This is a genomic window from Priestia sp. D51 (assembly GCF_053345675.1).
The window spans coordinates 208,100-231,021 of record NZ_JBLTIR010000004.1 but is presented as its reverse complement, the minus strand read 5'-3'; the positions used below and the strand labels follow the sequence as shown (position 1 = coordinate 231,021).

Sequence of the window (22,922 nt, the reverse complement as noted above, 5' to 3'; positions counted from 1 at the left end):
ATAAAAAAGAGAGAAGGAATGGTAAGTGGAAGGAGTTCAAACTTCATCTAAAAGAGCGTGGGGGCTGCTGCTTGTAATCATTGGTGCTACGATGTGGGGAGTGTCTGGCACGGTAGCTCAATATTTATTTCAGCATAAGAGTTTTAACGCAGAGTGGCTGGTCGTCGTTCGTATGTTAATATCTGGATTGCTGCTTTTGGCAATAGCCTCTAAGCAGCGCAATATTTTTGCAATTTGGAAAACAAAAGAAGAGAGGACTTCGCTGCTTTTGTTTGGTGTAATCGGTATGCTCGGCGTGCAGTATACATATTTTGCAGCTATTGAAGCAGGAAACGCTGCTACAGCTACAGTGCTTCAATATACGTCGCCAATATTTATTATTGGCTATTTAGCCGTGCAAGCAAGAAAGTGGCCGGTGAAAGTAGAAATGATTTCTGTTGCGCTCGTCATAACGGGGACATTTTTTCTTGCAACAAGCGGAAATTTTAACGATCTGTCTATTACAGGATGGGGGTTGTTTTGGGGGATCGGGGCAGCTGTGACGTCTGCTTTTTATACGCTTCAGCCTAAACGTCTTCTTGCAAAATGGAGCTCAGTTGAAGTAGTAGGCTGGGGAATGGTAATAGGCGGCGTAAGTTTTTCATTTATTCATCCGCCGTGGCATATAGCCGGTGAGTGGTCGCTATTGTCGCTGTGTGCGGTGCTATTTGTGATTATCTTTGGAACGCTCATTGCCTTTTATTGCTACTTGGAAAGTTTAAAGCACATTAGCGCTTCAGAAGCCATTGTTCTTGCGTCAGCAGAGCCTTTGTCAGCAGCGGCGCTCTCTGTTCTATGGCTTCATGTGACTTTTGGGTGGACGGAGTGGCTAGGTACAATTCTTATTATCGCTACGGTATTTTTGCTTTCTCAGCGAAAGCCAGAGGTGACATCATAAGTAAAAAGGACTTTCATTTGAAAGTCCTTTTTATTTTTATAGAGGTTTTAGCGTAAACGTGTTTGTATACGAGCGGTTGGCGTATAGTGTGTAATCAGGATGTGTTTTAGCTCCCCAGCTGTCGTCTCCGCCAACGCCCATTTGCTTGTAGTTAACCCGCACGGTTATGGAATCGCTTAACGGCAATTTGTGAAAATGATCGTAAGCCTCCAGTTCAAAAGGTGAGTAAGGTAAAGCATTCAGCTCGACTGTTGGCAAACCTTTTAGTAAAAAGCCGCGTCCTTGATCGTTTGTAATAGTTGCCCATCTAACGTCCGTTTTGTTTCCGCATTCTTGAGGGCGTAAATACGGTGTAACTTGCTCTTTTACACTGCCTTTATGAAGGCCAAGCTTAGCGCCAGTTTTACGATCCCAATAATTTTCATGAGGGCCTCTGCCGTACCATGTTAAAGAATCAAAAGCCGCATCCATCGTAAACAGCATCCCAATTTCAGGAATTTCAGGCATTGCCTCAGAAGGTGCTAAAGATTGTTCAATCTTCATTTCACCATCGTTATATAGCGTATACGTTACATAGCAAGAAGCAAGAGAGATGTCTAAAGCTAGCTCAACCGAAATGATAACAAAGTCAATTTGCGGTTGAACACTTACTTTTTTCACGTGCTGCTCTAAACTTACTTGACGCCATGTTTGAGATCTTTCATGCAATTTATTGCCGAGGTCATTATCGGTGACTGCCCGCCAAAAGTTCGGACGGAAACCCGATGCAAGCAGCTCGGTATGCTCATAGTTGTAAGAGATAAACTGCCCTTTTTGCTTGTCAAAAATAGCCGTGAAGTTAGTTCCTGTAACCGTCAGCGTTTGTTCGTTTTGGTCAACTGATAAAGCAGGATAAACAGCTTTTACTGAAGGTACAGCGGTTTTAACAGGCAGTACAAACTGTTCGTACGCCACTTCATATCCAGCTGAAGCCCAGGCTGTATCTTTGGATAATCTGATAGAAAGAGTTAAAACAAATTCATCAGTTTCGTTTTCTTGCTCGTAAAGAGGATAAGAAAGCGTCAGTTCGTCTGTACTATCAGGAGCTACATTTAAAAGAGACGCATGCTTTTCAACGAGTTCACCGTTTTTTTCAACAGTCCAAACAAAATCATAGGCGTTCAAGTTTGTAAACAGGTGTTTGTTTTGAACGGCAAATTTTCCTTTAGAAGCGTCTACTGCTGTCCACTTTACAGGCTGATAGCATTTTTTTACTTCTGCAATTTTCGGGCTAGCTGTCCCATCAGCAAAGATTAAGCCGTTTCCGCAGAAGTTGCCGTCGTTAGGCGTATCACCAAAATCTCCGCCGTAAGCTAAGTAAGAAGTACCGTCTACTGCTGTTGTTTGAAGAGCTTGATCTTTCCAGTCCCATATAAAACCGCCTTGCAAGATTGGATATTGATCGAACAGCTCCCAGTATTTGTATAGATTTCCGCAAGAATTACCCATCGCATGACTGTATTCACACAGAATATAAGGTTTTTTCGGATTCATTAAAGCATAGCGCTCTACATCTGCTGGCTTAATGTACATCGTGCTTTCTATATCAGAAGCATCATAGTCGCGGTGATGGAAGATTCCTTCATAATGAACAAGTCTCGTGGAATCTTTCTCTTTAAAAAAAGTATACATATGCTGAAAGTTTTCTCCGCCAAATGATTCATTGCCAAGCGACCAAATAATGATAGAAGGGTGGTTTTTGTCACGTTCGTACATCGAACGACAGCGATCTAGTACGTTTTCTTTCCATTCTGGCTTGCTTCCTGGAACGGCTTTTTGTTCGCCTTCTTGTAAATAAGTCCACGTTCCGTGCGTTTCTAAATTGGTTTCATCAATCACGTACAGTCCGTATTCATCACACAGCTCATACCATACTGAATCGTTAGGGTAATGGGATGTACGCACCGCGTTAATATTATGCTGTTTCATCAGCAAAATATCGTGAATCATGTCTTCGCGTGTGATGCCTGCACGGCCTTTTACTGAATCAAATTCGTGGCGATTTACTCCTCGAAGTACAATACGCTTGCCGTTGATTGTCATAAGGCCATTCTTTAGTTCAAACGTACGAAAGCCGACTTTACAGCTTTCCGTTTCGATAATAGAACCAGCAGCATTCTTTAAGCTGAGTACAAGGTTATACAAATTAGGACTTTCTGCGCTCCATTTTGCAGGGCTTTTAATGTGTGTACGTAAGGACGCTGTATATTGATCGCTCACACTTACATTTGTTTGCAGCGGAGCTTGTAGTACTTCATGGCCATTCGCGTCATACAGCATGACTTCAAATGTTAGATCTTGAGTATCGTGCTGAAAGTAATTTAAAATATCAGCTGAAACGCTAAGTTCACCATCTTCGTAGTTGTTATCAAGCGACGAACGAACGCTAAAGTCATAGATGTGAACCGGTGGAGTAGAGTACAGATACACATCTCGGAAGATGCCGCTCATTCGCCAAAAATCTTGGTCTTCAAGCCAGCTTGCGTCACTCCAGCGGTATACTTCTACTGCTATCGTATTTTCACCATCTTGAAGATAAGAAGTTATATCAAATTCAGCTGGAGTAAAGCTGTCTTCGCTGTATCCAACAAACTCACCGTTAACCCAGACGTAAAAAGCAGATTCGACGCCTTGGAAGCTGACGTACACCGGCTGATTTTCCCATTCTGATTTAGGTGTAAAAGTACGGACGTACTGACCGACAGGGTTATATTTAGTCGGTGCAAAAGGAGGTTCGAGGTTTTCGTTTTCAACCCAAGGGTATGTCACGTTTGTATATTGAGGATAGTCATATCCTTGCAGCTGCCAGTGTGAAGGAACTGAAATAGAGTCCCATTTCTTATATGAAAATTCAGGAGCGAAAAAGTTTTTGACGCGGCCATCCGCATTTTCAGCAAAATGAAAGTACCAGCTTCCATTTAAGCTTTGGTAGTAAACAGAAGATTTTCTATCATTTTTTAAGGCCTCTTCGACCGTTTGATAAGGCATTAGTAAAGCGTGTGCTTTCGAACGGTTCAATTGAAAAATTTCAGGGTTGTTATTCCATTCAGGGTATCCGTTTGCAGGTGCTGTATAATTAAATTTTTTGCCGGTTTTTAACATGTCGATCCCTCATTTCTAGATTACTAGGTTATTAGTTTATATGAAAATGATAACGTTTTCTGAAAACCTTATCAATCTAATTATTTTCATGATAATATAACTATATTCACATAAAAAGGAGGAAGTAATGTGGACCGTATGTACTTTCCGGCTCTTTCAGATGAAGATATGAAACTGCCATTCTATGCTACAAGCGCTGGAAGCTGGAGACATCAAACACATATTAAACGTCAGGGAGAGTTTCCTGATTATCAATGGATTCAATGTATAAAAGGAAGAGGCGAGCTTCGTGTAAACGATGAGGTTTATATTATAAAAGAAAATGAAGGGATGTTTCTGACGCCGCATGTTCCGCACGAATACTACCCCATTACAAGCGAATGGCAAGTATGCTGGGTTTCTTTTAATGGAAGTGTAATTGATGATATCATGCTTTCTCTTCAATTTATTAATTCCGGAAAAATCGTCCTTACACATGCTGAAAGCCTTTATAGGATGCTGCAAGAGCTAATGAATTTGTTAGAAGAAAATCATACCTCTAGCACCATGAAGTGCTCTGAACTACTATATAGCGTCATTTTGAAACTGCGCCAAGACAGCGTATATATAGAAAGCAAAAGTCGCTTGCAGCAAATTACTCAGCTAAACCCAGTCCTTCGCTATATTGAGGAATATTATCATCAGCCGTTAACGCTAGAAGTACTGGCGAAGCAGCTCAACGTAACAGAGCAGTATACGTGTTTGCTTTTTCAACAATCTCTTGGTATCCGGCCGTTTGAATACGTAACGCGCGTCCGAATTCAAAAAGCAAAGAAACTGCTGCTTAAAAACAACCAAATCTCTGTACAAGATATAGCAAGACAAGTAGGGTATGAACATCCAAGCTATTTTATCAAGCGCTTCAAAGAACAAGAAAACGTGACTCCAACTGTTTTTCGGAAAATGTATTTTTCATAAGTTACATACATTGGGTTTTATCTAGGTTATAAGAAATGATGTGGATGCTAGTTATTTCGTATGAGTTTAAAAAAAAGAATTTAAATGTAGTTTTAAGTAAAAACGGGGAGGAAAAGTAGAGAGAAGAAACAAAAAGGAGGGATAAACGTGTTTGGGTTAAATGATCTTCCAAAGTTTGTGTGGTCATTCTGTCTTGTATTGCCACTTGTATCATTTGTTCATCAGCTGGGGCATTCCGTCATGGCAATTATTTTCGGAGGGAAGGTCGATTTTACTATTGGGCGGGGGAAAACGATTCTTAAAATGGGGAAGTTTAAAATTAAGTCAGTCTATTTTCTAGACTCGTTTTGTAAATATGAAAATCTTAAGAACGACAGTCGCTTTTCCCATGCAGTGGTGTATGCGGGCGGTGTACTGTTTAATTTACTTACTATTTTTATAATAAATGGATTAATTATGGCTAATATTCTGCCTGAAGATATATTTTGCTATCAATTTGTTTATTTTTCAGTCTATTATGTTATTTTTTCACTGCTGCCAATTCAATATACAGAAACATCTGCAAGTGATGGACGTGCTATATATAACGTATTACGGTACGGGAAAACGTGTGATCCAGATTAAAGGGCTGTGTGTAGCAGCCTTTTTTGGTGCCTTTTTTCTGTTTCATTTAAATAAAAAAGGAAAACTTTACGAAAAGAAAATAGTAGCGGATAATAAAGATAGTAGATGTTGGAATGGAAGAAAGGAGAGGATTTATACGATTATTGAGACAGAGCGAATGACGCTGCGAGCTATGGCTGAAAGCGATGCAGGCAATTTAATGAAAATATTTGAAGATGCTGAAGCAATGAAGTATTATTCTTCTACTAAAAATGAACAAGACACATATCGCTGGATTCAATGGATGAAGCAGCATTATCAAACATATGGCATTAGCATGTGGATCGCTGAGGATAAACAGAATCGAGAGTTTCTAGGGCAGTGCGGCATGGTTCTTCAAAAAGTAGACGGCAAGGTAGACCCGGAGCTTGGCTATTTATTTTTACGCAGCCGCTGGGGAAAAGGCTATGCGAGTGAAGCAGCAAAAGCTTGTTTAGATTATGGCCTTCATACGCTGAAATTTCAGAAGATTATATCATTGATAGATCCTCACAATTATCCATCGATTAAAGTGGCTGAAAGAATTGGCATGAAAAAAGAAAAGCAAGTTAACAAATGGGATAAATCATTATTCTTTTATAGTATATATAATGAAAAATGAGAGTAAAGGAGTGTTAGCATGATTAACATTAACAACGTTTCGGTAAAACGAGCAGAAAAAGAAATTTTAAAAAGCGTGTCGTGGTCAGTGGAAAAAGGGGAACATTGGTGTTTGCTTGGGTTAAATGGTTCCGGAAAAACGACGCTTTTAAATATCATCAACGGATATATCTGGCCTACAAAAGGGGAAGTAGAAGTTCTTTCAAGGAAATTTGGAGAAACAAATCTGTCTGAGCTCAGAAAAGAAATTGGATGGGTAAGCTCTTCGCTTCAACAGCGGTTTCGAGATGACGATACGGTTGTAGAAATGATTTTAAGCGGAAAATTTGCATCTATTGGGTTATATGAACAAGTGGAGCAAAAAGATATGAACCAAGCCATAGAATTAATGAAGCTGCTAAATTGCGAAGATTTACAAAATCAGGCCTACGGAACACTTTCTCAAGGAGAGCGCCAGCGAGTGCTAATTGCTCGAGCTCTTATGGCTTCACCAAAGCTTTTAATACTTGATGAGCCATGTACAGGTCTAGATATAATGGCCCGAGAACAGCTTCTTCAGCTGATTGCAAAAATGGCAGAGCAGCCAAATGCTCCTACGCTTATTTATGTTACTCACCATGTAGAAGAAATTTTGCCTTGCTTTACCCATACGCTTTGCATGCGCCAAGGAGAAGTGTTTTCTTCTGGAAAAACGAAAGACCAGCTCACTGAGCCGCATCTTTCTAAATTTTTTAATCACTCCGTAGAGATTCAGCAGCAGAAGGAACGCACTTGGCTGTCATTAAAAGAACCGGTAAAAAGCTGAGCTAGCGTCGAGAAACCTTCTTACATACCATGGGAAAAAGAGCGCTGCTTGCAATGGAAACAAGCTCATTGTGGAGATAATGTTTACATGCTACATAAATAGTGGTGCTGCAAATAATATCAATGAGTAAAAAAGCAGCAATGTCATGTTTATCAATGGTTACAAATACAAAAGAAGAGGAATCATAAGCTGTCATTGTTGGCTCCTTTGGTTATATCGTTATGTTACTTTATTCACAAAAGGCTTGGTCTATACGAACTTTTAAAGAAGTACGATGATGACAGCTGATTCTCTCCTCTAAAGCTGATAATACTCTTGTTCGAGTATACTCATGATAATATCTGTCTGAAATGCTTCTTCAATAAAAGCACCTTCACGCTCTATTCCTTCTTTTACAAAACCGCATTTTTCATAACAAGCAATGGCTCTATGGTTGTATTCAAGCACTCGTAAATCGACTCTGTGCAAGTGAAGGTGTTCAAATGCGTAGGCCAGCACCAATTTTGTAACTTCAGTGCCGAGCCCTTGATTCCAAACGGAAGAATCGAATAAACCAATAGCATACCGTGCGCGCCGGTCGTACTCGTTAACGGTCAGCCGGGCTTCTCCAACAAACTGCTGCTGATATTCAACACACCAATTCAGCTTTTGAGACTTTATGTACTCGACGTGCCGCTTGGCATCTTGTAATGTAAGAGGTTTTAAGTTTCGGGTATCGCCTCCGTACATACGAATAAGCTCTTTTGTTTGCTTGCACGCTAGATAGTCATGTACATCGCTGTCTTTTGGTTTTCTTAGTATCACGTTTTTTCCTTTTAAAAGTGGTGAAACATTATTCATTTGATGCATCCTTTCTTTCCCAACATTAAAAAGGTATTCCACTTGTCTCCTAAAAAAACCTGCTTTTATGTACAAAAAGAGGCTGGAATAAAAGGATTTTAGACAAAGTGAAAAACGAACCATTGATCAAGATGTTTGATTCGTGGTTCATTTTTTTTGTTAGGGTAAACATAGGTTTCATGTGTGTAAGTCTTTCTAGCAGTTGACTGGAGGGCAAGGCGAAGACTCCCGCGGAAAGCGAAGCCTTGCACGGAAATCAACTGCCGTGTCACAAGCGATCCATAGGAGCTCATGTATCCTATATGTTCGTCTTTAGATTGGATTCATTTCGTCATGTCTCAACCCCTTTATGAAGAATGTTTTTTTGCGTAGTGGGCAAGTGCAAGAAGAGGAAAAATATCATTGTAGCTGTGGTACTGAATATAAAATTGTCCAGGAAGACCAATTCCCGTGGGATAATGAATTTGCTGCTCTGTAAGATTTGGATTCAGTAAAAATTTAATTCCTTTTTCAACTGCTCGATCTTTTAATGGACATATTGTCATTAAAGCATCGAGAGCCCAAGCCGTTTGAGAAGGAGTGCTAAAGGGTAAAGGCACATATTTTTTTAAAGAAGCGCTATAGCATGATTCTCCGAATCCGCCGTCTTCTTGTTGAATGCTTTTGAGCCAATTGATGGCTTTGATGATACGCGGATCAGAAGCAGAAATTCCTACAGCACGGAGTCCAGTAATAGCGGCCCACGTTCCGTAAATGTAGCAAACACCCCACCGGCCGTACCAGCTTCCGTTATCCAATTGATGATCAAACAGCCATTTTACTGCAGCTTTAATCGAAGGGTGGGATTTATTCATACCGGCAAAGTTTCCGAGGCACTCAAGCACTCGACCGGTTAAATCGGCAGTAGCCGGATCCGTTGCTGCGTCTTTTGCGTTTTCAAGCGGCAGATAAGTAAATAAAATAGAATCGGTATTTTTTTCAAATGCAGAAAAACCCCCGTCTTTGTTTTGCATAGACAACAGCCAATTAATGCCCCTTTGCCAAGACTCCAAATAATCTGTATCGGTTTGCGCTCTTCTAGAAAGAGCTCTAATAGCAGCAGACGTATCGTCTAAGTCAGGGTTATTCGTATTAATATCGGAAAATCCCCAGCCTCCAGGCGCTGTATTGGGGTTATGAAACTGCCAGTCTCCAAGCTTTGTATGCTGTCTTTTCTTTAAGTAACGAGTTGTGCCTTTAATCATGGGATCTTGCTGCGGTACACCTGCTTCTTGTAGAGCGTAAGAGAGCAGGGCGGTATCCCAAACGGTTGACGTGGAGTTTTCTACGTGCACGTGGCCGCTGCATGTACTAAGTAGTGAACAAATACCGTCAATTGCTTTTTGAACCACAAACGAATCTTTTTTATAGCCAAGAGCCAAAAGACCGTAAATCATAAAAAAAGTAGAGGTTGCGTAGCTGTAGAGTGTTCCATCTTTTTCAAGTCTTTCTAGCATGTAACGCTCGGCTGCTTGATAACCAAGCTTGTGGATGTAAGAAGGTAAAGAAGCCAGCTGTTTTAAATGGTCGACTAAAAAAATAGAAGCGCGTGATTCTTGAGCAGCTTCATCCGCTTCCTGTTTCTGCTCTCTTACATCTAAATGAGAAAGAGAAGGTGTATGCCTAGAAGTAAGTGAAAATTTTTTGTTTCCAGCTACCATCATCGGGACGAAGTGAATTCTGGCATAGGTGCTTAGTTCATAAAAGTTAAGCGGTACATAGGTAGGCACGAGCAAAAGAGAAAGCGGGAGGTAAAATAGCTTTGGCCACTCGTATAAGCCGTTAACACAAAGCATCCATCTTGTGAGAAAATGAGCGCGAGAAATGCCTCCTGAATCTATAATATATCTTTCTGCTTTTCGCAAAATCCGGTCATTTTTTTGGTAATAGCCTGAATATAAAAGAGCTGTATAGGCTTGAATAGTAGCGGATAAGTTATGTTCTTCATCGTCAAACAACGTCCAAAGACCATCTTCATTTTGAAGGGAAACGATCCGTTCGGTTAATTGTTTAATCAACACTTCTTTATCTAAATCAAAGGTGCGAAGAAGCATAATTAAAAACGCATCAGGCATAACGCCTGTTTCAAAACAGTAGCGAAATGACCCGTCATTTTTTTGTGTTGGGCGCAGATAGGCGATTCTTCGCTGAATCTCTAGCTGAACTTCCTTTAGCAATATGATCACCTCTTATGATAATGCTTTTCAATCTTTCGACCTGTTTCTTTATAACTGTATTCAAAGGAAGAGCGTTCTATGAGAGGAGAAAGTTGCAAAGAATAGAGCGCTTGCTGCACAATAAAGGTACTGGAAAATTGGAGTGATAGAAGTGAAAGAAATACAGGTAGAAGTTATTCAAGGGCGAGGCTCTTACCGAGAGCTTGGTAAAATGCAAGGGGAATTACATAAAGGAACAAAGCTGTTTGAAAATCATCAAAAAAGAAGAAAACGTTCATTACGAAGCTATCAAACGATAGCAAAAGAAGCTCGTCATTATTACGACTTATTTGCTCCCGGACTGTGGGATGAGCTATTGGGCTTAGCAGAAGGCTTAGATTGGCCTCTTGAAGACGTTATACATGAGTACAGCGGATATCAGCAAGAGTGGAAGAAAACGGGATGTTCTACTCTTATGCAGCACGGCGTGTATGTGCGGAACTACGATTATCATCCGAAAACGTACGAAGGTCGATTTTTGCTTTTTCAGCCAAATGAAGGATATGCAAGCGTCGGGTTTGGAACAAGAATGATTGGGCGAATGGATGGAATGAACGAAAAAGGATTAGCAATTGGCTATCATTTTGTTAATCGCCGCCGTCAAACGAACGGATTTATTTGCTGTACGCTTGCTCGGTTTATTTTAGAAACATGTGAAACGACAGAAGAGGCTGTTGCTATTTTAGAAAGGGCACCGCACCGTCATGCGTTTAATTATTCCATTTACGACCGCAGCGGACAGGGAGCAGTAGTCGAAGCATCTGGACGAGGCGTTCATGTACAAAGAGGAACGATGATGGGGTGTACGAACCATTTTAATCAGCTGGTCGAAGAAAATCGTCATCATTTGGTAGAGTCAAAGGAAAGGCTCGATCATATTCGAGATCATATTGAAAAAAAGCTATCGCCTCTTGAAGCTTTTTCTTTATTTAATGAAGATGAATACGGTATTTTTAAAGAAGATTACCGGAATTCTGCTGGAACGCTTCATACAGTGGCATATGTACCGGAGACATTGCAAGTCATTGTGGGAATTGGACGAAAAGCAAAACCTCTTATTTTCTCGTTTGAGGATTGGGTGAAAGGAGAACAATTAACTATAACGAAAATAAAAGGAACGGTAAATACAGACGAACCATTTCCGTTTCAGTAAGGAGCAGCATAATGAGAATTGTAACGAATCAAGAGATGTATCAAGTAGATGATTATATGACGAATACAATTGGGATGAGTGAAGAGTCCCTTATGGAAAATGCCGGACAGGCTGCTGCAAACGCGCTGAGTGAGCGAATCGAAAAATATGAAAAAATAGGGCTGCTTATAGGAACGGGAAACAACGGAGGAGACGGCTTTGTTATTTCCCGTGCTTTGAAGTCAAAAGGCTATGAAGTTGACGTCTGGGTAGTTCCTGCACGGGAGAAAATAAAAGGCGCAGCTAAAAAAGCCATGATCATCTATGAAAATGCTGGATTCGCGTGGCAATCGGCGGGAGACAACTTCTCTGTGAAAAAGTATACGGTCCTTATTGATTGTTTATTAGGTATAGGCGTAAAAGGCAGCATCAAATCTCCTTATGATAACATTATAAAAAAAATAAACGACTCTAAGGCTTACATATACAGCATTGATGTCCCAAGTGGAGTAATGGAACAGAAGCAAGAGCTTACGGTACGTGCAGATGCTACGATTACGCTTCAGCAGCCAAAGATCACGGCATTTACATACCCGAGCAAAGAAAGCTATGGTGAATTGATTGTAGTAGATATCGGTATCCCACCGCTAGCAATTGAAAAAAGCTCATCTCTTAAAGAGGTATGGTCAACTCAGCATATTAAGAAATCTTTTCCCACTCGGAATGCTTCGTCCAATAAAGGTACACATGGAAAAGGAATCGTAATAGGAGGTTCACTTCAAACACCCGGAGCGCCGATGCTAACGTCAAAAGCAGCACTCACAAGCGGAGCAGGGCTTTTAACGCTTGCGCTTCCGAATGATATTCATGCGATTGCAGCTGCTCACATGTTAGAAGTGATGTATAAGCCATGCCCAAGCAAAGATGGCTTTTTTGCAGGCGAGATTCCTTTAGAAGAAGCAAAGTACGATGCAATTGCAGTTGGACCAGGGCTTGGGAGAACGGAAGAAACGAAGAAAGTTGTCGAACAAGTACTTCAACAGCCCGTTTCTGTTGTAATCGACGCAGATGCTCTTTTTCATCTGCCGGATTTGATGAAAGAAGTAAAAGAAAGAGAACACGCAACGATTTTAACACCTCATCCCGGAGAAATGGCTAGACTCGTGGATACAACAATCGCAGAAGTAGAAGCAAATCGATTTTCGATATCTAGCCAATACGCAGTGGAAAATGGTGTGTATCTTGTATTAAAAGGCCCAAACACGATCGTTACAACGCCGGATGGAAAACAATACGTAAATACCACTGGAAACGCAGGACTCGCAAAAGGTGGAACGGGTGACACGTTAACCGGAATCATCCTCGCTTTTATTATGCAGCATGATTCTCTTCAAGAAGCAATCAGCAATGCGGTATATGTTCATGGAAAAGCAGCGGATGTGCTGCTCGATCAGGGGCATACAATGATAGATATGTTAGCAAGTGACGTTATTTCTGCACTTCCGGCAGTCTTCGGGCAGCTGAATAAGAAGTGATCTCTTCTGGATTATTAAAATTTGTTGACAAAATCCTTCAAAAAGTTGTCAAAACTCTGTGTAAATGATAACGTTATTTTACGTAAGATTTTACATAGAAAGAAAGTGATGTTGTGTACTACTCAATGAGACCAAGAGGCATTCATTTAGCTGTGCCTACACTTTTCTTCCTTGTTACAGTCGTGTTATTTGCGATGATGCAGTTTGGTTTTTATTTGGATTCCAGCATTCTTCGTAAAATTTGGGTCATCATTATGGCTTTATTGCCCATTGCTGGACTAATCACGGCTATTAAAGGTAGAAGAGGAAGCGCAAAGCCGTGGTTAATTATAGGGAACGTGATTCTTATTTTAACCGTTACAATAATGAGCGTACAGGCTATTATTTATTAAACAAAAAAACGTGTTCGCCAAACAGGCGGACACGTTTTTATTAAGAAAGAGAAACGATTTGGTTTGTTACATAGGCAGCTTCTCCTGCGATTACCACACCATACGTATTCTCTTTTTTTGTAATTTCTACATGAACGAAGCCATCTCTATCTATTTCCTGCCCTTGTTCAATCACAAATTGCCAGCGGTCGATTTTTTGCTGATCCACATATCTCGCATAATAGGCGCCCATCACGCCAGAAGCTGTTCCCGTTACAGCATCTTCTACCGTACCTGAAAATGGTGAAGAGAAATGTCTTCCGTGCATATGAGCTTCTGGATGAATCGTTTCAAAACAAAAGGGATGAATAGATGCTTTTGGCATATCAGTTAAAATAAGAGGGAAATCTTCTTGATTAGGCTTCATCTTTTTACAGGCATCTAAACTTTTTAAAGGTACAATAAGCGTCCAGTTTCCTGTACTTCCATATACAATAGGAAGTCTTTGATCAAGGTCATCAATATGAAGATTAAGAGCTTTTGCCAGCTTTTCTGTTGAACCTAAAAACGGATGAAACTGCGGAGAAGCTTGAGTCATGGTGATAACAGGTTGTCCGTTTCTGCTCTGTACAGTCATAGGCAAAATTCCAGCATTTGTTTCCACTGTGAATGTAGTCTTTTGAAGTTTGTTTTTACTATGTAAAGCATAAAGAGAAGCGACAGTCGCATGGCCGCACAAATCTGCTTCTTGTCCGGGCGTAAAGTATCGAATTCGTAAATCAGCGCGGGAAGACTTCATGATAAAAGCCGTTTCGTTAAACTGTGCTTGATAAGCAACCTCCTGCATTTCTTCAGTTGAAAAATCATCTCCGTTAAACACAATTCCCGCAGGATTTCCTTTATTAGGGCGGGTGCTAAACGCGTCGTATTGATACACAATCGCTTCTTTCATAAAAATCCCCTCCATTTTTATATCATTATATGAAAGCTATAACCATCGTTATTTAGAATAAAAAAACAGCAGTTTTTACCTGCTGCTTTTCATTTTGCAAAACTATTCTTGCATCGCGGCATTTATTCCTTCTTTTCTAACTTCTAGCATATGAGTAGCTTTTTTATCAATACCTTTAGCTGTATCGGAAGAAATGACGCCTACGCTGCTTAAGTCATAGGCAAGACTTGTAACAAGCAGCTGCTCTCTTTGTGCGAGTGTGCCGTATGTAAGTGCAGCGGTTTTAGCTTGAATGCCACTCATATTTAATTCATCAGTAGAAGAAGCTGCTTCTTTTTTTGCGGCTATTGCTTCTTGATAAAGGGAATCATATCCTCCAAACCCTACTTGGGCAATTAGAAAGTTATAAATGTCATCGGCCGATTTTTTCGAAGGCTGAGAAAAAGCTCTTTGAAATTTATTGCGCGGTAAAAAGTTTAGTGCCGCCTGTCTTCCGTCTTCATAAATTTTTTCTTGTATTTCTTTAGTAGCTTTTTCGTCATTTTTTTTCTGTGCTGCATCTAGCTGTTTGCGATATTTTTGAATAATGACTCCGTCCTGCTGATTGTTTCCCTCTTTGAAAGTAGCTGCGGCTTGTGGAACATCTGACGTTGCTAGCGTCTCAGCGGCGTTCTCTGAAGAAGAAAAGAACGTATTTTTGACAAAAATAAGTGCAAAGATCAGCAAAATAAACCATAAAAACCTAAATTTCTTAAACAAAACGTTCACCTCTGTATAATATTTCTAATTATGTAAAACAACATCGATCAGTATACAACAATTTTAGTGTCTTTTTACACATTTACCCAAAAATAAGAAAATAGTAAGAGGTGGTTTTATTAATCTAATAGATATATAGGTTCATTGTTATAGTTCGAAAGAAACCATTGATCTATTTGTACTGATTTACATAGTCGAATATATTTTTGCTAATAAGGCTTAAAGTGACAAGAATAAAAAGCGTTCGGACGTACGTCACGCCTTTTGATAAAGCGACGTTTGATCCAACGAAAGAACCCACGATCATCGCAAACCCCATAATTAATCCGTAAGAAAATACAACAGAATCAAAATACAAAAATACAAGCAAAGCACCTAAATTACTGCCGAAATTTAAAAATTTTGCGCTACCTGCTGACTGCAGGAAATCAAATCCCATAAATAAAAAAGCAAATAAAATAAATGAACCTGTGCCTGCTCCTAAAAATCCATCGTAAAAGCCAATGATAAAAATAAGTGCAGTAAAGAAAATAAGTTTCTTAATAGACAGCGGCTTATACGTGGACGTGGTGCCCCAGTTTTTTTTGAAGATTGTATAAATAGCAACTAAAACAAGGAGAATCAAAATAACAGGTTTCAAAAAAGCAGAGGATAGAAAATGAACGGTGATTGAACCTCCCAAAGAGCCAATAAATACAAAAGGAAACCATTTACCCACAACGCGAAAATCGACTTTTCCGGATTTGACAAATCGAATGGTACTCGTTAATACGCCCATCGTTCCAGCTAATTTATTTGTAGCTAAGGCAGCAGCGGGCGGCAGGCCTAAAAATAAAAGAGCGGGTGTAGAAATTAAACCGCCTCCGCCCACTACGGAGTCAATGAATGCAGCTAAAAAACCAAAGAGTAAAAGCAAAAGAACAATCTGTAAACTTAATTCTTCCATAAAGCACCTTCCTCATGTCATAATATATATATAGTGACTACTTAAATAGTAACTATATAAAAAGCAGTTGTAAATATGTAAATGATGAAAATTTCAAATAACTTAAAAAACAGGGAGGTTTCCTTTATGGAAAATATTATTCAGCAGCTGCAGTCGCTTGGATTTAATCAGTATGAATCAAAAGTATACGTGACGCTTGTCAAAAAAGGATCTTCCACTGCTTATAGCATTAGTAAACATTCAGGTGTGCCAAGAGCGCGTGTATACGATATTTTACAAACACTAGAGGAAAAAGGCATGGTGTTAAAAGAAGAGAGTAATGATGGCACCCAGTACACGTCGCTGCCCGTCGATGCTTTTTTGCATTCGCTGCAGAAAAAATGGAACGAAACGTATGAAGGCGTTAGCGAAACGCTTAAACGTCTTGAAGCTGCAGAGTCTATAGAAGAAAGCCGGGTTATGACGATGAGAGGAGAAACAGCCATTCTTGCTTTTTGTGAGTCGCTATTGTTAAAAGCAAAAAATAAAATTGTCATCTCGCTTTGGCCTGATATTTATAATGAGTTGAAGCCTCTTTTATTACAGCTAAGGGAGAGTGTCACACTAAAAGGAATTGTGTTTGAACAAGATGAAGCGATGGAGGAATTTGACCGGCACCGCCATACAAGCTATACCGAAAATATTGGGAATCAAAACTGGTTTATTATATCTGTTGACAGCAGTGAAATGATTTATGGTCATAAAGAAATGGCTTACTATACCAATAACGGAGTTAACATTAATTTACTTGAAAACTATATTTGGCATGATATCCTCGTTAACAGACTTGTAGAAAAAAGTGATCGAGAAATGGACAGGTGGATCGAAAGGGAAAGAGAAAGCTTTTTTGCGTAGAAAAGAGACTTAGACATAACGAAATCACTTCCATCGAAAGACGAACAAACGGGATAAATGATCCAGTATGAATGGCTTGTTACATCGCAGTGAATTTCCGTGCAAGGCTTCGCTTTCCGCGGGCGGCCGATGAGCCTCCTCGTCGCTTACGCGCCTGTGGGGTCTCATCTGTTCCGCTTTTCCCGAAGGAGTCTTCGCCTTGCCCTCCAATTAACTGCTGGAAGCAGCCACCATGCATGAAAGCTACGTTCACTTTACCAACAGAAAAATCCGAACAAAGTTGATGCTCCATTAAGAGTCTCAAGTCCTCGTTCGGATCTTCCTTCAATCAAAATATTTTTGTTACAGCCTCTTTATATTAAAAAGTTTGGGCAAGTTTTTTTGCTTCAGCTATTCCTTTTTCTTTAATTTCTTGGGCTTTATCTGGCATTGCATTATGCCCTTCCACAAAAATGCCGTCTAACGAAGGGACTCCGAAGAAATTCATCATAATTCCAATATAGCGATGCCCCATTTCCATATCAGCTGCAGGACCTTCAGAATAAATGCCTCCGCGTGCTTGAATATGAAGCGCTTTTTTATCCGTTAATAGTCCAACCGGACCTTCGGCCGTGTATTTAAATGACTTACCTGCTACGGCTACAGAGTCTAAATAGGCTTTCATAACCGGCGGAAACGAAAAGTTCCACATAGGCGTTACAAAAACATATTTGTCCGCTGTTACAAACTCTTCGCTCAATTCTGCAAGGCGATTGACCTTTTCCTGTTCATGAGAAGAGAGTTCCGAGCCAGACTGAAGTTTGCCCCAGCCGCTAAATACATCCGCATCAATATGAGGGATATTTTCTTTATAAAGGTCAATATGTACAACTTCGTCACTTGAATTGTGCTCTTTGTAAGCATCGATAAATGCTTTTCCAGTTGCCATACTGAATGATTGAGACTCATCGTGAGGATGAGCTGTAATATAAAGTACTTTTGCCATGTCTTATCATCTCTTTCTTGTTTGAAATAATGTACTGTCTTATCGTTATCACTCCAATAAAAAACTATACGCGCTTTGTCAGGCAAGCTAAAAAAGAACGCAAGAAAGGGATGTCTATATAGAAAATAATGGTATAATAAGTGTTTGAATATTTACATAACAAGTATGTCTAACAGAAGTAAATAAGAGGTGTCGAGATGAAAGGAAAATGGATAATCGTTACGGGTGCAGGTGCTGGAATTGGCAAAGAAATTGTAAAAGAGTGTGTGTCGAAGGGCTATTCAGTTATTGCTTGTGATATTAACGATGGAGCTTTGAGACAGATGGCTGAAGATACAAAGGGCCAGGGCCATATTGAAACGTATGCAGTAGATGTTAAAAAAGGAAAGGATGTAAAAGATCTTTTTTATCAAATAAAAGATAAAAATTTGTATGGGTTAGTTAATAATGCAGGCGTGTATTTAGGGAAAAATTTATTGGATTATGAAGAAAACGAAATAGATTTTGTGATGGATATTAATATTAAAGGATATGTTTATTTCTCCAAGTACTTTGGCGAATTGTTAATGAAAAAGGAAACAGAAGGAGCAATTATTAATATATCGTCCGTGTCAGGAATGGAAGGAAGCTCTGATGCTATATATGGAATGTCTAAAGCAGCAATATTAGGATTAACCAAGAGCTGTGCGATGAATTTTTCTCCTTATATCCGGGTGAATGCGATAGCACCTACAATGGTAAATACCGATATGATGAAAAATATTCCAGAGTGGCGCAAAAATGAATACATCGCTCATCAGCTGGTTCCAAGCTTTATTACGCCTCAAGACGTGGCAGATACCGTTCTTTTTTTACTGAGTCCTCAAGCAAAACATTATACAGGAGCTACCTTTGATTTAAATAGCGGATGTTATTTACGATAAATTATCTTTTAAACGAGTAATTGAGGCTGGACAAAAATATTTTAGTTAAGAATAAATTCGAATGATCAATCGGTATTATTGACTGACCATTCGGATTTTTTACTGTTATTATAAACGTTGGTTTCACCGCTTCTAGCTGTTGATTGGAGGGCAAGGTGAAGACTCCTGCGGGAAAAGCGGAACAGATGAGACCCCACAGGCGCGTAAGCGACGAGGAGGCTCATCGGCCGCCCGCGGAAAGCGAAGTCTTGCACGGAAATCAACAGCGGTGTCAAGAGCAATCCATATGAGTTTATTAATCCAATTTGCTCGTCTTTAGATTGGGTTAATTCCGTTATGTCCCATCCTCCTTTTTGTTTTCTTAAGAATTCTTAAGAAATTTACTTAACGTTTCTTTAGATTTTTTTTCTATTCTAGAAAGAAAGAGTAGAAAGAAGGAATAGAAAATGAATTTAGCTTTTATGTATCAATATTTTCACCAGCCGCGAACGGTAGGAGCGCTTTTGCCAAGCTCTACGCACTTAGCGAAAAAATGGTGAAAGGGATTGATTTTGAACATGCAGCCTGTATAGTAGAGTACGGGCCAGGAACCGGAGTTTTTACCCGTGAATTAATAAGAAGACGAAGCGCTTGTACAACTTTACTTCTTATCGAATACAATCGGCATTTTTACGAAAAAGTAAAGGAACAAGTAAGAGATGAAAAAAATGTGTATGTGATACACGGCTCGGCTGAACATGTTCAAAAGTACTTGATACAGTATGATATTTCAAAAGTAGATTACGTACTATCAGGTCTTCCTTTTGCTTCTTTAGCAGCTGAGGTGTCAGATTGTATTTTGCGAAACACGCGAAGCGTATTAGCTGATGAAGGGAAATTTATTACGTTTCAGTATACGAATTTAAAAAAAGAGTTGATCCGCACGTTTTTCCCCCACATTAAAGTTGAAAAAGAGTGGAGAAACGTGCCTCCCGCATACATTTTTTCATGCGAAAAGAATGAGGTATAAGGAGTTTGTAAATGAAAGACAGAATTTTAATTATAGATGACGATGAGCAAATTCGTAATTTAATTGCTATTTACTTAGAAAATGAAGGATTTGAAACGCTGAAAGTTTCTAATGCTGTATCTGGATTAGCGCTTTTAGAGGAACAAGAAGTAGATTTAATTATATTAGATATCATGATGCCGCAGATGAATGGAATCGACGCAGCTTTTAAAATACGTGAAGAAAAAAACATGCCCATTATTATGCTTTCGGCGAAGTCAGAAGATATGGACAAAATTTCTGGTCTAACAGCAGGCGCAGATGATTACTTAACAAAACCATTTAACCCACTCGAACTCATCGCACGAGTCAAATCACAAATTAGACGCTATAAAAAATACAATGAACGCGCTGAGCGTGACGTTATTCAAATTGGCGATTTGGAAATTAACCGCAGCACCCGCCTTGTATTTGTGCGCGGCCAAGAGATTCGTTTAACGCCAAAAGAGTTTGATATTTTAGAGCTGCTGGCACGCAACAAAGGAACAGTGATGAGCATGGGGAAAATATATGAAGCCGTGTGGCAAGAAGACGCGTTTAAATCGGATAATACTGTAATGGTCCATATCACAAAAATTCGTGAAAAAATTGAGGATAATCCGAAAAAGCCCATTTATATTAAAACCATATGGGGCGTAGGATACAGGATATGAGAAGAATAAGTGTAAAGCTTCTTTTTGCTATCATTATAAGTTTTTTGGCTACCAATTTAATTTTTATTTTAATTGCTAGGCTTGTTTTGAGCAGGTATATACAAGAAGAGAAAATGAATGTCCCTGCATATAATGTATTAGCGTTTGGACTTTTCTTTATCGCCGTTGTGGTCTTTGTTTTTGTTTTTTTAGCACTTATTCGTTCCCATATTCGTTATCTGAAAGAAATCTCTAAACAAGTTCAAAAAATCTCAAATGGAGATTTAGGCGCAACCATCCATGTACGAGGAAAAGATGAGCTGGCTGAATTAAGTCAAAACATTAACAAGATGTCTGCGCAGCTTCGTACAAAGTTTGATCGTGAACGAGAGCTGGAGCAATTGAAAAATGAGCTAATATCAAGTGTGTCTCACGATTTGCGTACGCCTTTAACTTCCATTGTGGGGTACCTCGATTTAATCAAAAAAAGAGAAAGTATGGATGATCAAACATTAGATAGCTACTTATATATTGTGGATTCAAAAGCAAATTATTTAACGGATTTAATAGACGAGTTGTTTGACTATACAAAATTAACGAGTCCGGATTTTCAGCTTCAGCGAAATGAGGTTGATATGAAACGTTTGCTTCAGCAGGTAATAGGAGAGTACGAGCCGATGTTAAAAAGAGAGGGCATTGACGTTCAGACTAACTTTGCTTGTGAATGGCATGCATTTATTGATGTAGAAAAAATGGTGAGAGTCTTTCAAAACTTGCTCGAAAATGCCAAGAAGTACAGCCAAAAGCCTTCCGTATTAGAGGTGAATCAGGAAATTGATGAGGATTCGTTGGTAATTTCCTTTAGTAACAGCATTAACATCAGTGAAAAACTTGAGGTGGAAAAGTTATTTGATCGATTTTATCGAGGTGATGAATCAAGAACGAACGTAAATGGTTCAGGTTTAGGGCTGGCTATTGCAAAACAAATTATTCAGCTGCATCAAGGAGAGATACGAGCAGAGCGTCAGCATAATAAGCTCACTTTTTCGATAAAGCTGCCGCCTAACACAAGAAAGCCTTAAGAATCACTTGTAAAGATTCTTAAGGCTTTTTGCGACTATTTTAATGCCGTATTCAAATTCTGCAAGCGTCGCATAAGAAAAGGATATTCTGATATGCTGTGACGTTTCATGGTCATACAATGCGCCTGGATTTAAAAGAACTCCTTCGTCGAGACAGTGCTTAAATAATTTCCGCATCGAAACAGGCTTATGCAGCGTCAGCCAAAAATAAAAACCTCCGCTCGGAGTATTCCACGCAGCAAGACTTTTTAAATACTTCTCTAAAATAGCCTGAGTTTGCTGAGATTTTTCTTTTAATTTATAGCGTATGCTAGCCACATGCTGGTCATAAATCCCGGTTTTTAGAGCTTCAGCAGCTGCCCATTGAGATAAGGAACTGGCTCCGTAGTCAACTTGCATTTTAAGGTCGGCCAATCGCTCAATTACATGTTCAGGCCCTACAATCCATCCAATTCGAAATCCCGGACTAAATGTTTTAGAGAACGTTCCTAAATAAAGAACCACTCCATTTTTATCTCGAGCTTTTAATGAAAGCGGAGGCGGTGAATGGAACCAAAGCTCTCCGTAAGCATCATCTTCAATAATTGGCAAATGCATTCTTTCACACTGGCGAAGCAGCTCTTGGCGCCTTTGTTCACTCATCGTTACATTGGTGGGGTTATGAAAGTTCGGTATTGTATATAAAGCTGTGCCTTTTTCTTTTTCGTGCTGGTCTTTTAATGAAGTTAAATGCATTCCTTCTTCGTCTAATGAAACGCCCGTTAGTTTCATTTGTGCGGACTGAAATAACGGTAGAGAATAAAGGTAAGAAGGCTTTTCAGCTAATATATTGGCACCTGGAGGCAGCAGGCCGATTGAAATTAACTGAAGGGCTTGAAGTGAACCGGATACAATTAAAATAGATGAAGGAGACGTTTCAATGCCGCGTTTTTTTACATGCTTCACTAACTCTTGTCGGAGTTCATCATTTCCTCTTGGGTGCTCGTAGCCCAAGTGTAAGCTTCTATGGTTAATTCCGCTAAATAGTTCCGCAAGATGATGGGAAGGAAGCAGGTCAGGTGCTAACTCTCCAGTTCCTAAACGAATAATGCCCGGTTGAAATTCAGCTTCGTTAATATGGCGGATAGTCGGAGAATTTGGTTGGTATATTCCTGCTTCTACATACGAATTCCAGTTCATCTGAGAACCTGATGCTAGTAAGCTCCACGTATTGTTGATGACCTTGGTGCCGCCTCCTTTGTTTCCGCTGAGCAGTCCTTCAGCAATTAAGTTTTCGGTTGCCGTCACCACCGTGCTTCTATTTACAGAAAAGCTAGTAGCTAAATGGCGCTGAGAAGGAATTTTCGTTCCAATAGGCCATTCTCCATTTATGATTTTCTCTTTCATATACTCTTGAATTTGTTTGTGCATTGGCTTTTTATCAGCCGGATTTGGAGTCCAGTTCATGTGAGACCACCTTTTTATA

General features: G+C 39.7%; 22 protein-coding genes and 2 pseudogenes. 14 read left to right on the top strand and 10 right to left on the bottom strand.

The window, feature by feature from the left end:
* Window positions 1-25: 25 nt before the first annotated feature.
* Window positions 26-937, top strand: a complete 912-nt coding sequence (locus tag ACNHOZ_RS17905; RefSeq protein ID WP_255900714.1) for an EamA family transporter — start codon at window positions 26-28, stop codon at window positions 935-937.
* A gap of 36 nt (window positions 938-973) precedes the next feature.
* Here the strand turns inward: ACNHOZ_RS17905 and ACNHOZ_RS17900 are convergent, their stop codons facing one another.
* The gene (locus ACNHOZ_RS17900; protein WP_255900716.1) at window positions 974-4,078 is read right to left on the bottom strand and encodes a glycoside hydrolase family 2 TIM barrel-domain containing protein; all 3,105 of its coding nucleotides are present in this window, start codon (window positions 4,076-4,078) and stop codon (window positions 974-976) included.
* Window positions 4,079-4,216: 138 nt separating this feature from the next.
* On the opposite strand from ACNHOZ_RS17900, the gene ACNHOZ_RS17895 reads away from it, so the two are divergent.
* The 4 genes from ACNHOZ_RS17895 (at window position 4,217) to ACNHOZ_RS17880 (ending at window position 7,103) form a co-directional block, all read left to right on the top strand.
* Window positions 4,217-5,035, top strand: a complete 819-nt coding sequence (locus tag ACNHOZ_RS17895) for an AraC family transcriptional regulator (RefSeq protein ID WP_230683464.1) — start codon at window positions 4,217-4,219, stop codon at window positions 5,033-5,035.
* 147 nt (window positions 5,036-5,182) lie between these two features.
* Window positions 5,183-5,659, top strand: a complete 477-nt coding sequence (locus ACNHOZ_RS17890; protein WP_028413498.1) for a site-2 protease family protein — start codon at window positions 5,183-5,185, stop codon at window positions 5,657-5,659.
* Window positions 5,660-5,816: 157 nt separating this feature from the next.
* Entirely contained in the window at window positions 5,817-6,299 is a 483-nt protein-coding gene (locus ACNHOZ_RS17885; RefSeq protein ID WP_047751057.1) for a GNAT family N-acetyltransferase, read from the top strand.
* An 18-nt stretch (window positions 6,300-6,317) separates the two neighbouring features.
* Window positions 6,318-7,103 (top strand): ABC transporter ATP-binding protein, encoded by a 786-nt coding sequence (locus ACNHOZ_RS17880; protein WP_028413496.1) that lies wholly within the window; start codon window positions 6,318-6,320, stop codon window positions 7,101-7,103.
* A gap of 1 nt (window position 7,104) precedes the next feature.
* Here ACNHOZ_RS17880 and ACNHOZ_RS17875 read toward each other — a convergent pair whose 3' ends face one another.
* The 3 genes from ACNHOZ_RS17875 to ACNHOZ_RS17865 form a co-directional block, all read right to left on the bottom strand.
* Window positions 7,105-7,299 (bottom strand): hypothetical protein, encoded by a 195-nt coding sequence (locus ACNHOZ_RS17875; RefSeq protein ID WP_013056879.1) that lies wholly within the window; start codon window positions 7,297-7,299, stop codon window positions 7,105-7,107.
* A gap of 101 nt (window positions 7,300-7,400) precedes the next feature.
* On the bottom strand, window positions 7,401-7,943 hold the full coding sequence (locus ACNHOZ_RS17870; protein ID WP_028413495.1) for a GNAT family N-acetyltransferase: 543 nt from the start codon (window positions 7,941-7,943) through the stop codon (window positions 7,401-7,403).
* A gap of 347 nt (window positions 7,944-8,290) precedes the next feature.
* Window positions 8,291-10,168 (bottom strand): terpene cyclase/mutase family protein, encoded by a 1,878-nt coding sequence (locus ACNHOZ_RS17865; protein ID WP_243494589.1) that lies wholly within the window; start codon window positions 10,166-10,168, stop codon window positions 8,291-8,293.
* Between the two features lie 142 nt (window positions 10,169-10,310).
* Between ACNHOZ_RS17865 and ACNHOZ_RS17860 the strand changes: the two genes are divergently transcribed.
* From ACNHOZ_RS17860 to ACNHOZ_RS17850, 3 genes are all read left to right on the top strand, one after another.
* Window positions 10,311-11,351, top strand: coding sequence for a C45 family autoproteolytic acyltransferase/hydolase (locus tag ACNHOZ_RS17860; RefSeq protein ID WP_243494590.1), 1,041 nt, complete (start codon window positions 10,311-10,313; stop codon window positions 11,349-11,351).
* Between the two features lie 11 nt (window positions 11,352-11,362).
* Window positions 11,363-12,865, top strand: a complete 1,503-nt coding sequence (locus ACNHOZ_RS17855) for an NAD(P)H-hydrate dehydratase (RefSeq protein WP_243494591.1) — start codon at window positions 11,363-11,365, stop codon at window positions 12,863-12,865.
* A 113-nt stretch (window positions 12,866-12,978) separates the two neighbouring features.
* Window positions 12,979-13,257 carry a hypothetical protein gene (locus tag ACNHOZ_RS17850; RefSeq protein ID WP_230683458.1) on the top strand — a complete coding sequence of 93 codons (279 nt, stop codon included), beginning with the start codon at window positions 12,979-12,981 and terminating at the stop codon, window positions 13,255-13,257.
* 40 nt (window positions 13,258-13,297) lie between these two features.
* Here the strand turns inward: ACNHOZ_RS17850 and ACNHOZ_RS17845 are convergent, their stop codons facing one another.
* The 3 genes from ACNHOZ_RS17845 to ACNHOZ_RS17835 all read right to left on the bottom strand — a co-directional run bounded on the left by ACNHOZ_RS17845 (window position 13,298) and on the right by ACNHOZ_RS17835 (window position 15,893).
* A complete protein-coding gene (locus ACNHOZ_RS17845; protein WP_243494592.1) occupies window positions 13,298-14,188 on the bottom strand; it encodes a PhzF family phenazine biosynthesis isomerase in 891 nt (296 codons plus the stop codon).
* A 102-nt stretch (window positions 14,189-14,290) separates the two neighbouring features.
* On the bottom strand, window positions 14,291-14,956 hold the full coding sequence (locus ACNHOZ_RS17840; RefSeq protein ID WP_223260154.1) for a hypothetical protein: 666 nt from the start codon (window positions 14,954-14,956) through the stop codon (window positions 14,291-14,293).
* 163 nt (window positions 14,957-15,119) lie between these two features.
* Entirely contained in the window at window positions 15,120-15,893 is a 774-nt protein-coding gene (locus ACNHOZ_RS17835) for a sulfite exporter TauE/SafE family protein (RefSeq protein ID WP_013056888.1), read from the bottom strand.
* A 126-nt stretch (window positions 15,894-16,019) separates the two neighbouring features.
* Between ACNHOZ_RS17835 and ACNHOZ_RS17830 the strand changes: the two genes are divergently transcribed.
* Entirely contained in the window at window positions 16,020-16,787 is a 768-nt protein-coding gene (locus tag ACNHOZ_RS17830) for a TrmB family transcriptional regulator (RefSeq protein WP_048021129.1), read from the top strand.
* Between the two features lie 79 nt (window positions 16,788-16,866).
* Here the strand turns inward: ACNHOZ_RS17830 and ACNHOZ_RS17825 are convergent, their stop codons facing one another.
* Together ACNHOZ_RS17825 and ACNHOZ_RS17820 are read right to left on the bottom strand one after the other, a co-directional pair.
* Window positions 16,867-17,079 (bottom strand): hypothetical protein, encoded by a 213-nt coding sequence (locus tag ACNHOZ_RS17825; protein ID WP_048021127.1) that lies wholly within the window; start codon window positions 17,077-17,079, stop codon window positions 16,867-16,869.
* 66 nt (window positions 17,080-17,145) lie between these two features.
* Window positions 17,146-17,772, bottom strand: a complete 627-nt coding sequence (locus ACNHOZ_RS17820; RefSeq protein ID WP_048021125.1) for an FMN-dependent NADH-azoreductase — start codon at window positions 17,770-17,772, stop codon at window positions 17,146-17,148.
* 197 nt (window positions 17,773-17,969) lie between these two features.
* Between ACNHOZ_RS17820 and ACNHOZ_RS17815 the strand changes: the two genes are divergently transcribed.
* From ACNHOZ_RS17815 to ACNHOZ_RS17795, 5 genes and pseudogenes are all read left to right on the top strand, one after another.
* A complete protein-coding gene (locus ACNHOZ_RS17815) occupies window positions 17,970-18,695 on the top strand; it encodes an SDR family NAD(P)-dependent oxidoreductase (protein WP_048021123.1) in 726 nt (241 codons plus the stop codon).
* Window positions 18,696-18,834: 139 nt separating this feature from the next.
* Window positions 18,835-19,014: a hypothetical protein gene (locus ACNHOZ_RS17810; RefSeq protein ID WP_080963388.1), complete on the top strand. Its 180-nt coding sequence runs from the start codon at window positions 18,835-18,837 to the stop codon at window positions 19,012-19,014.
* Window positions 19,015-19,141: 127 nt separating this feature from the next.
* Window positions 19,142-19,704, top strand: a pseudogene (locus tag ACNHOZ_RS17805) (class I SAM-dependent methyltransferase).
* An 11-nt stretch (window positions 19,705-19,715) separates the two neighbouring features.
* Window positions 19,716-20,396: a response regulator transcription factor gene (locus tag ACNHOZ_RS17800; protein WP_034265788.1), complete on the top strand. Its 681-nt coding sequence runs from the start codon at window positions 19,716-19,718 to the stop codon at window positions 20,394-20,396.
* Window positions 20,393-21,470 (top strand): annotated as a pseudogene (locus ACNHOZ_RS17795) (HAMP domain-containing sensor histidine kinase). Before ACNHOZ_RS17800 ends, ACNHOZ_RS17795 begins: the two are co-directional and overlap by 4 nt.
* Here ACNHOZ_RS17795 and ACNHOZ_RS17790 read toward each other — a convergent pair.
* The gene (locus ACNHOZ_RS17790; RefSeq protein WP_168760699.1) at window positions 21,461-22,903 is read right to left on the bottom strand and encodes an aminotransferase-like domain-containing protein; all 1,443 of its coding nucleotides are present in this window, start codon (window positions 22,901-22,903) and stop codon (window positions 21,461-21,463) included. The pseudogene ACNHOZ_RS17795 and the gene ACNHOZ_RS17790 sit on opposite strands and share 10 nt — an antisense overlap.
* Window positions 22,904-22,922: the final 19 nt, after the last annotated feature.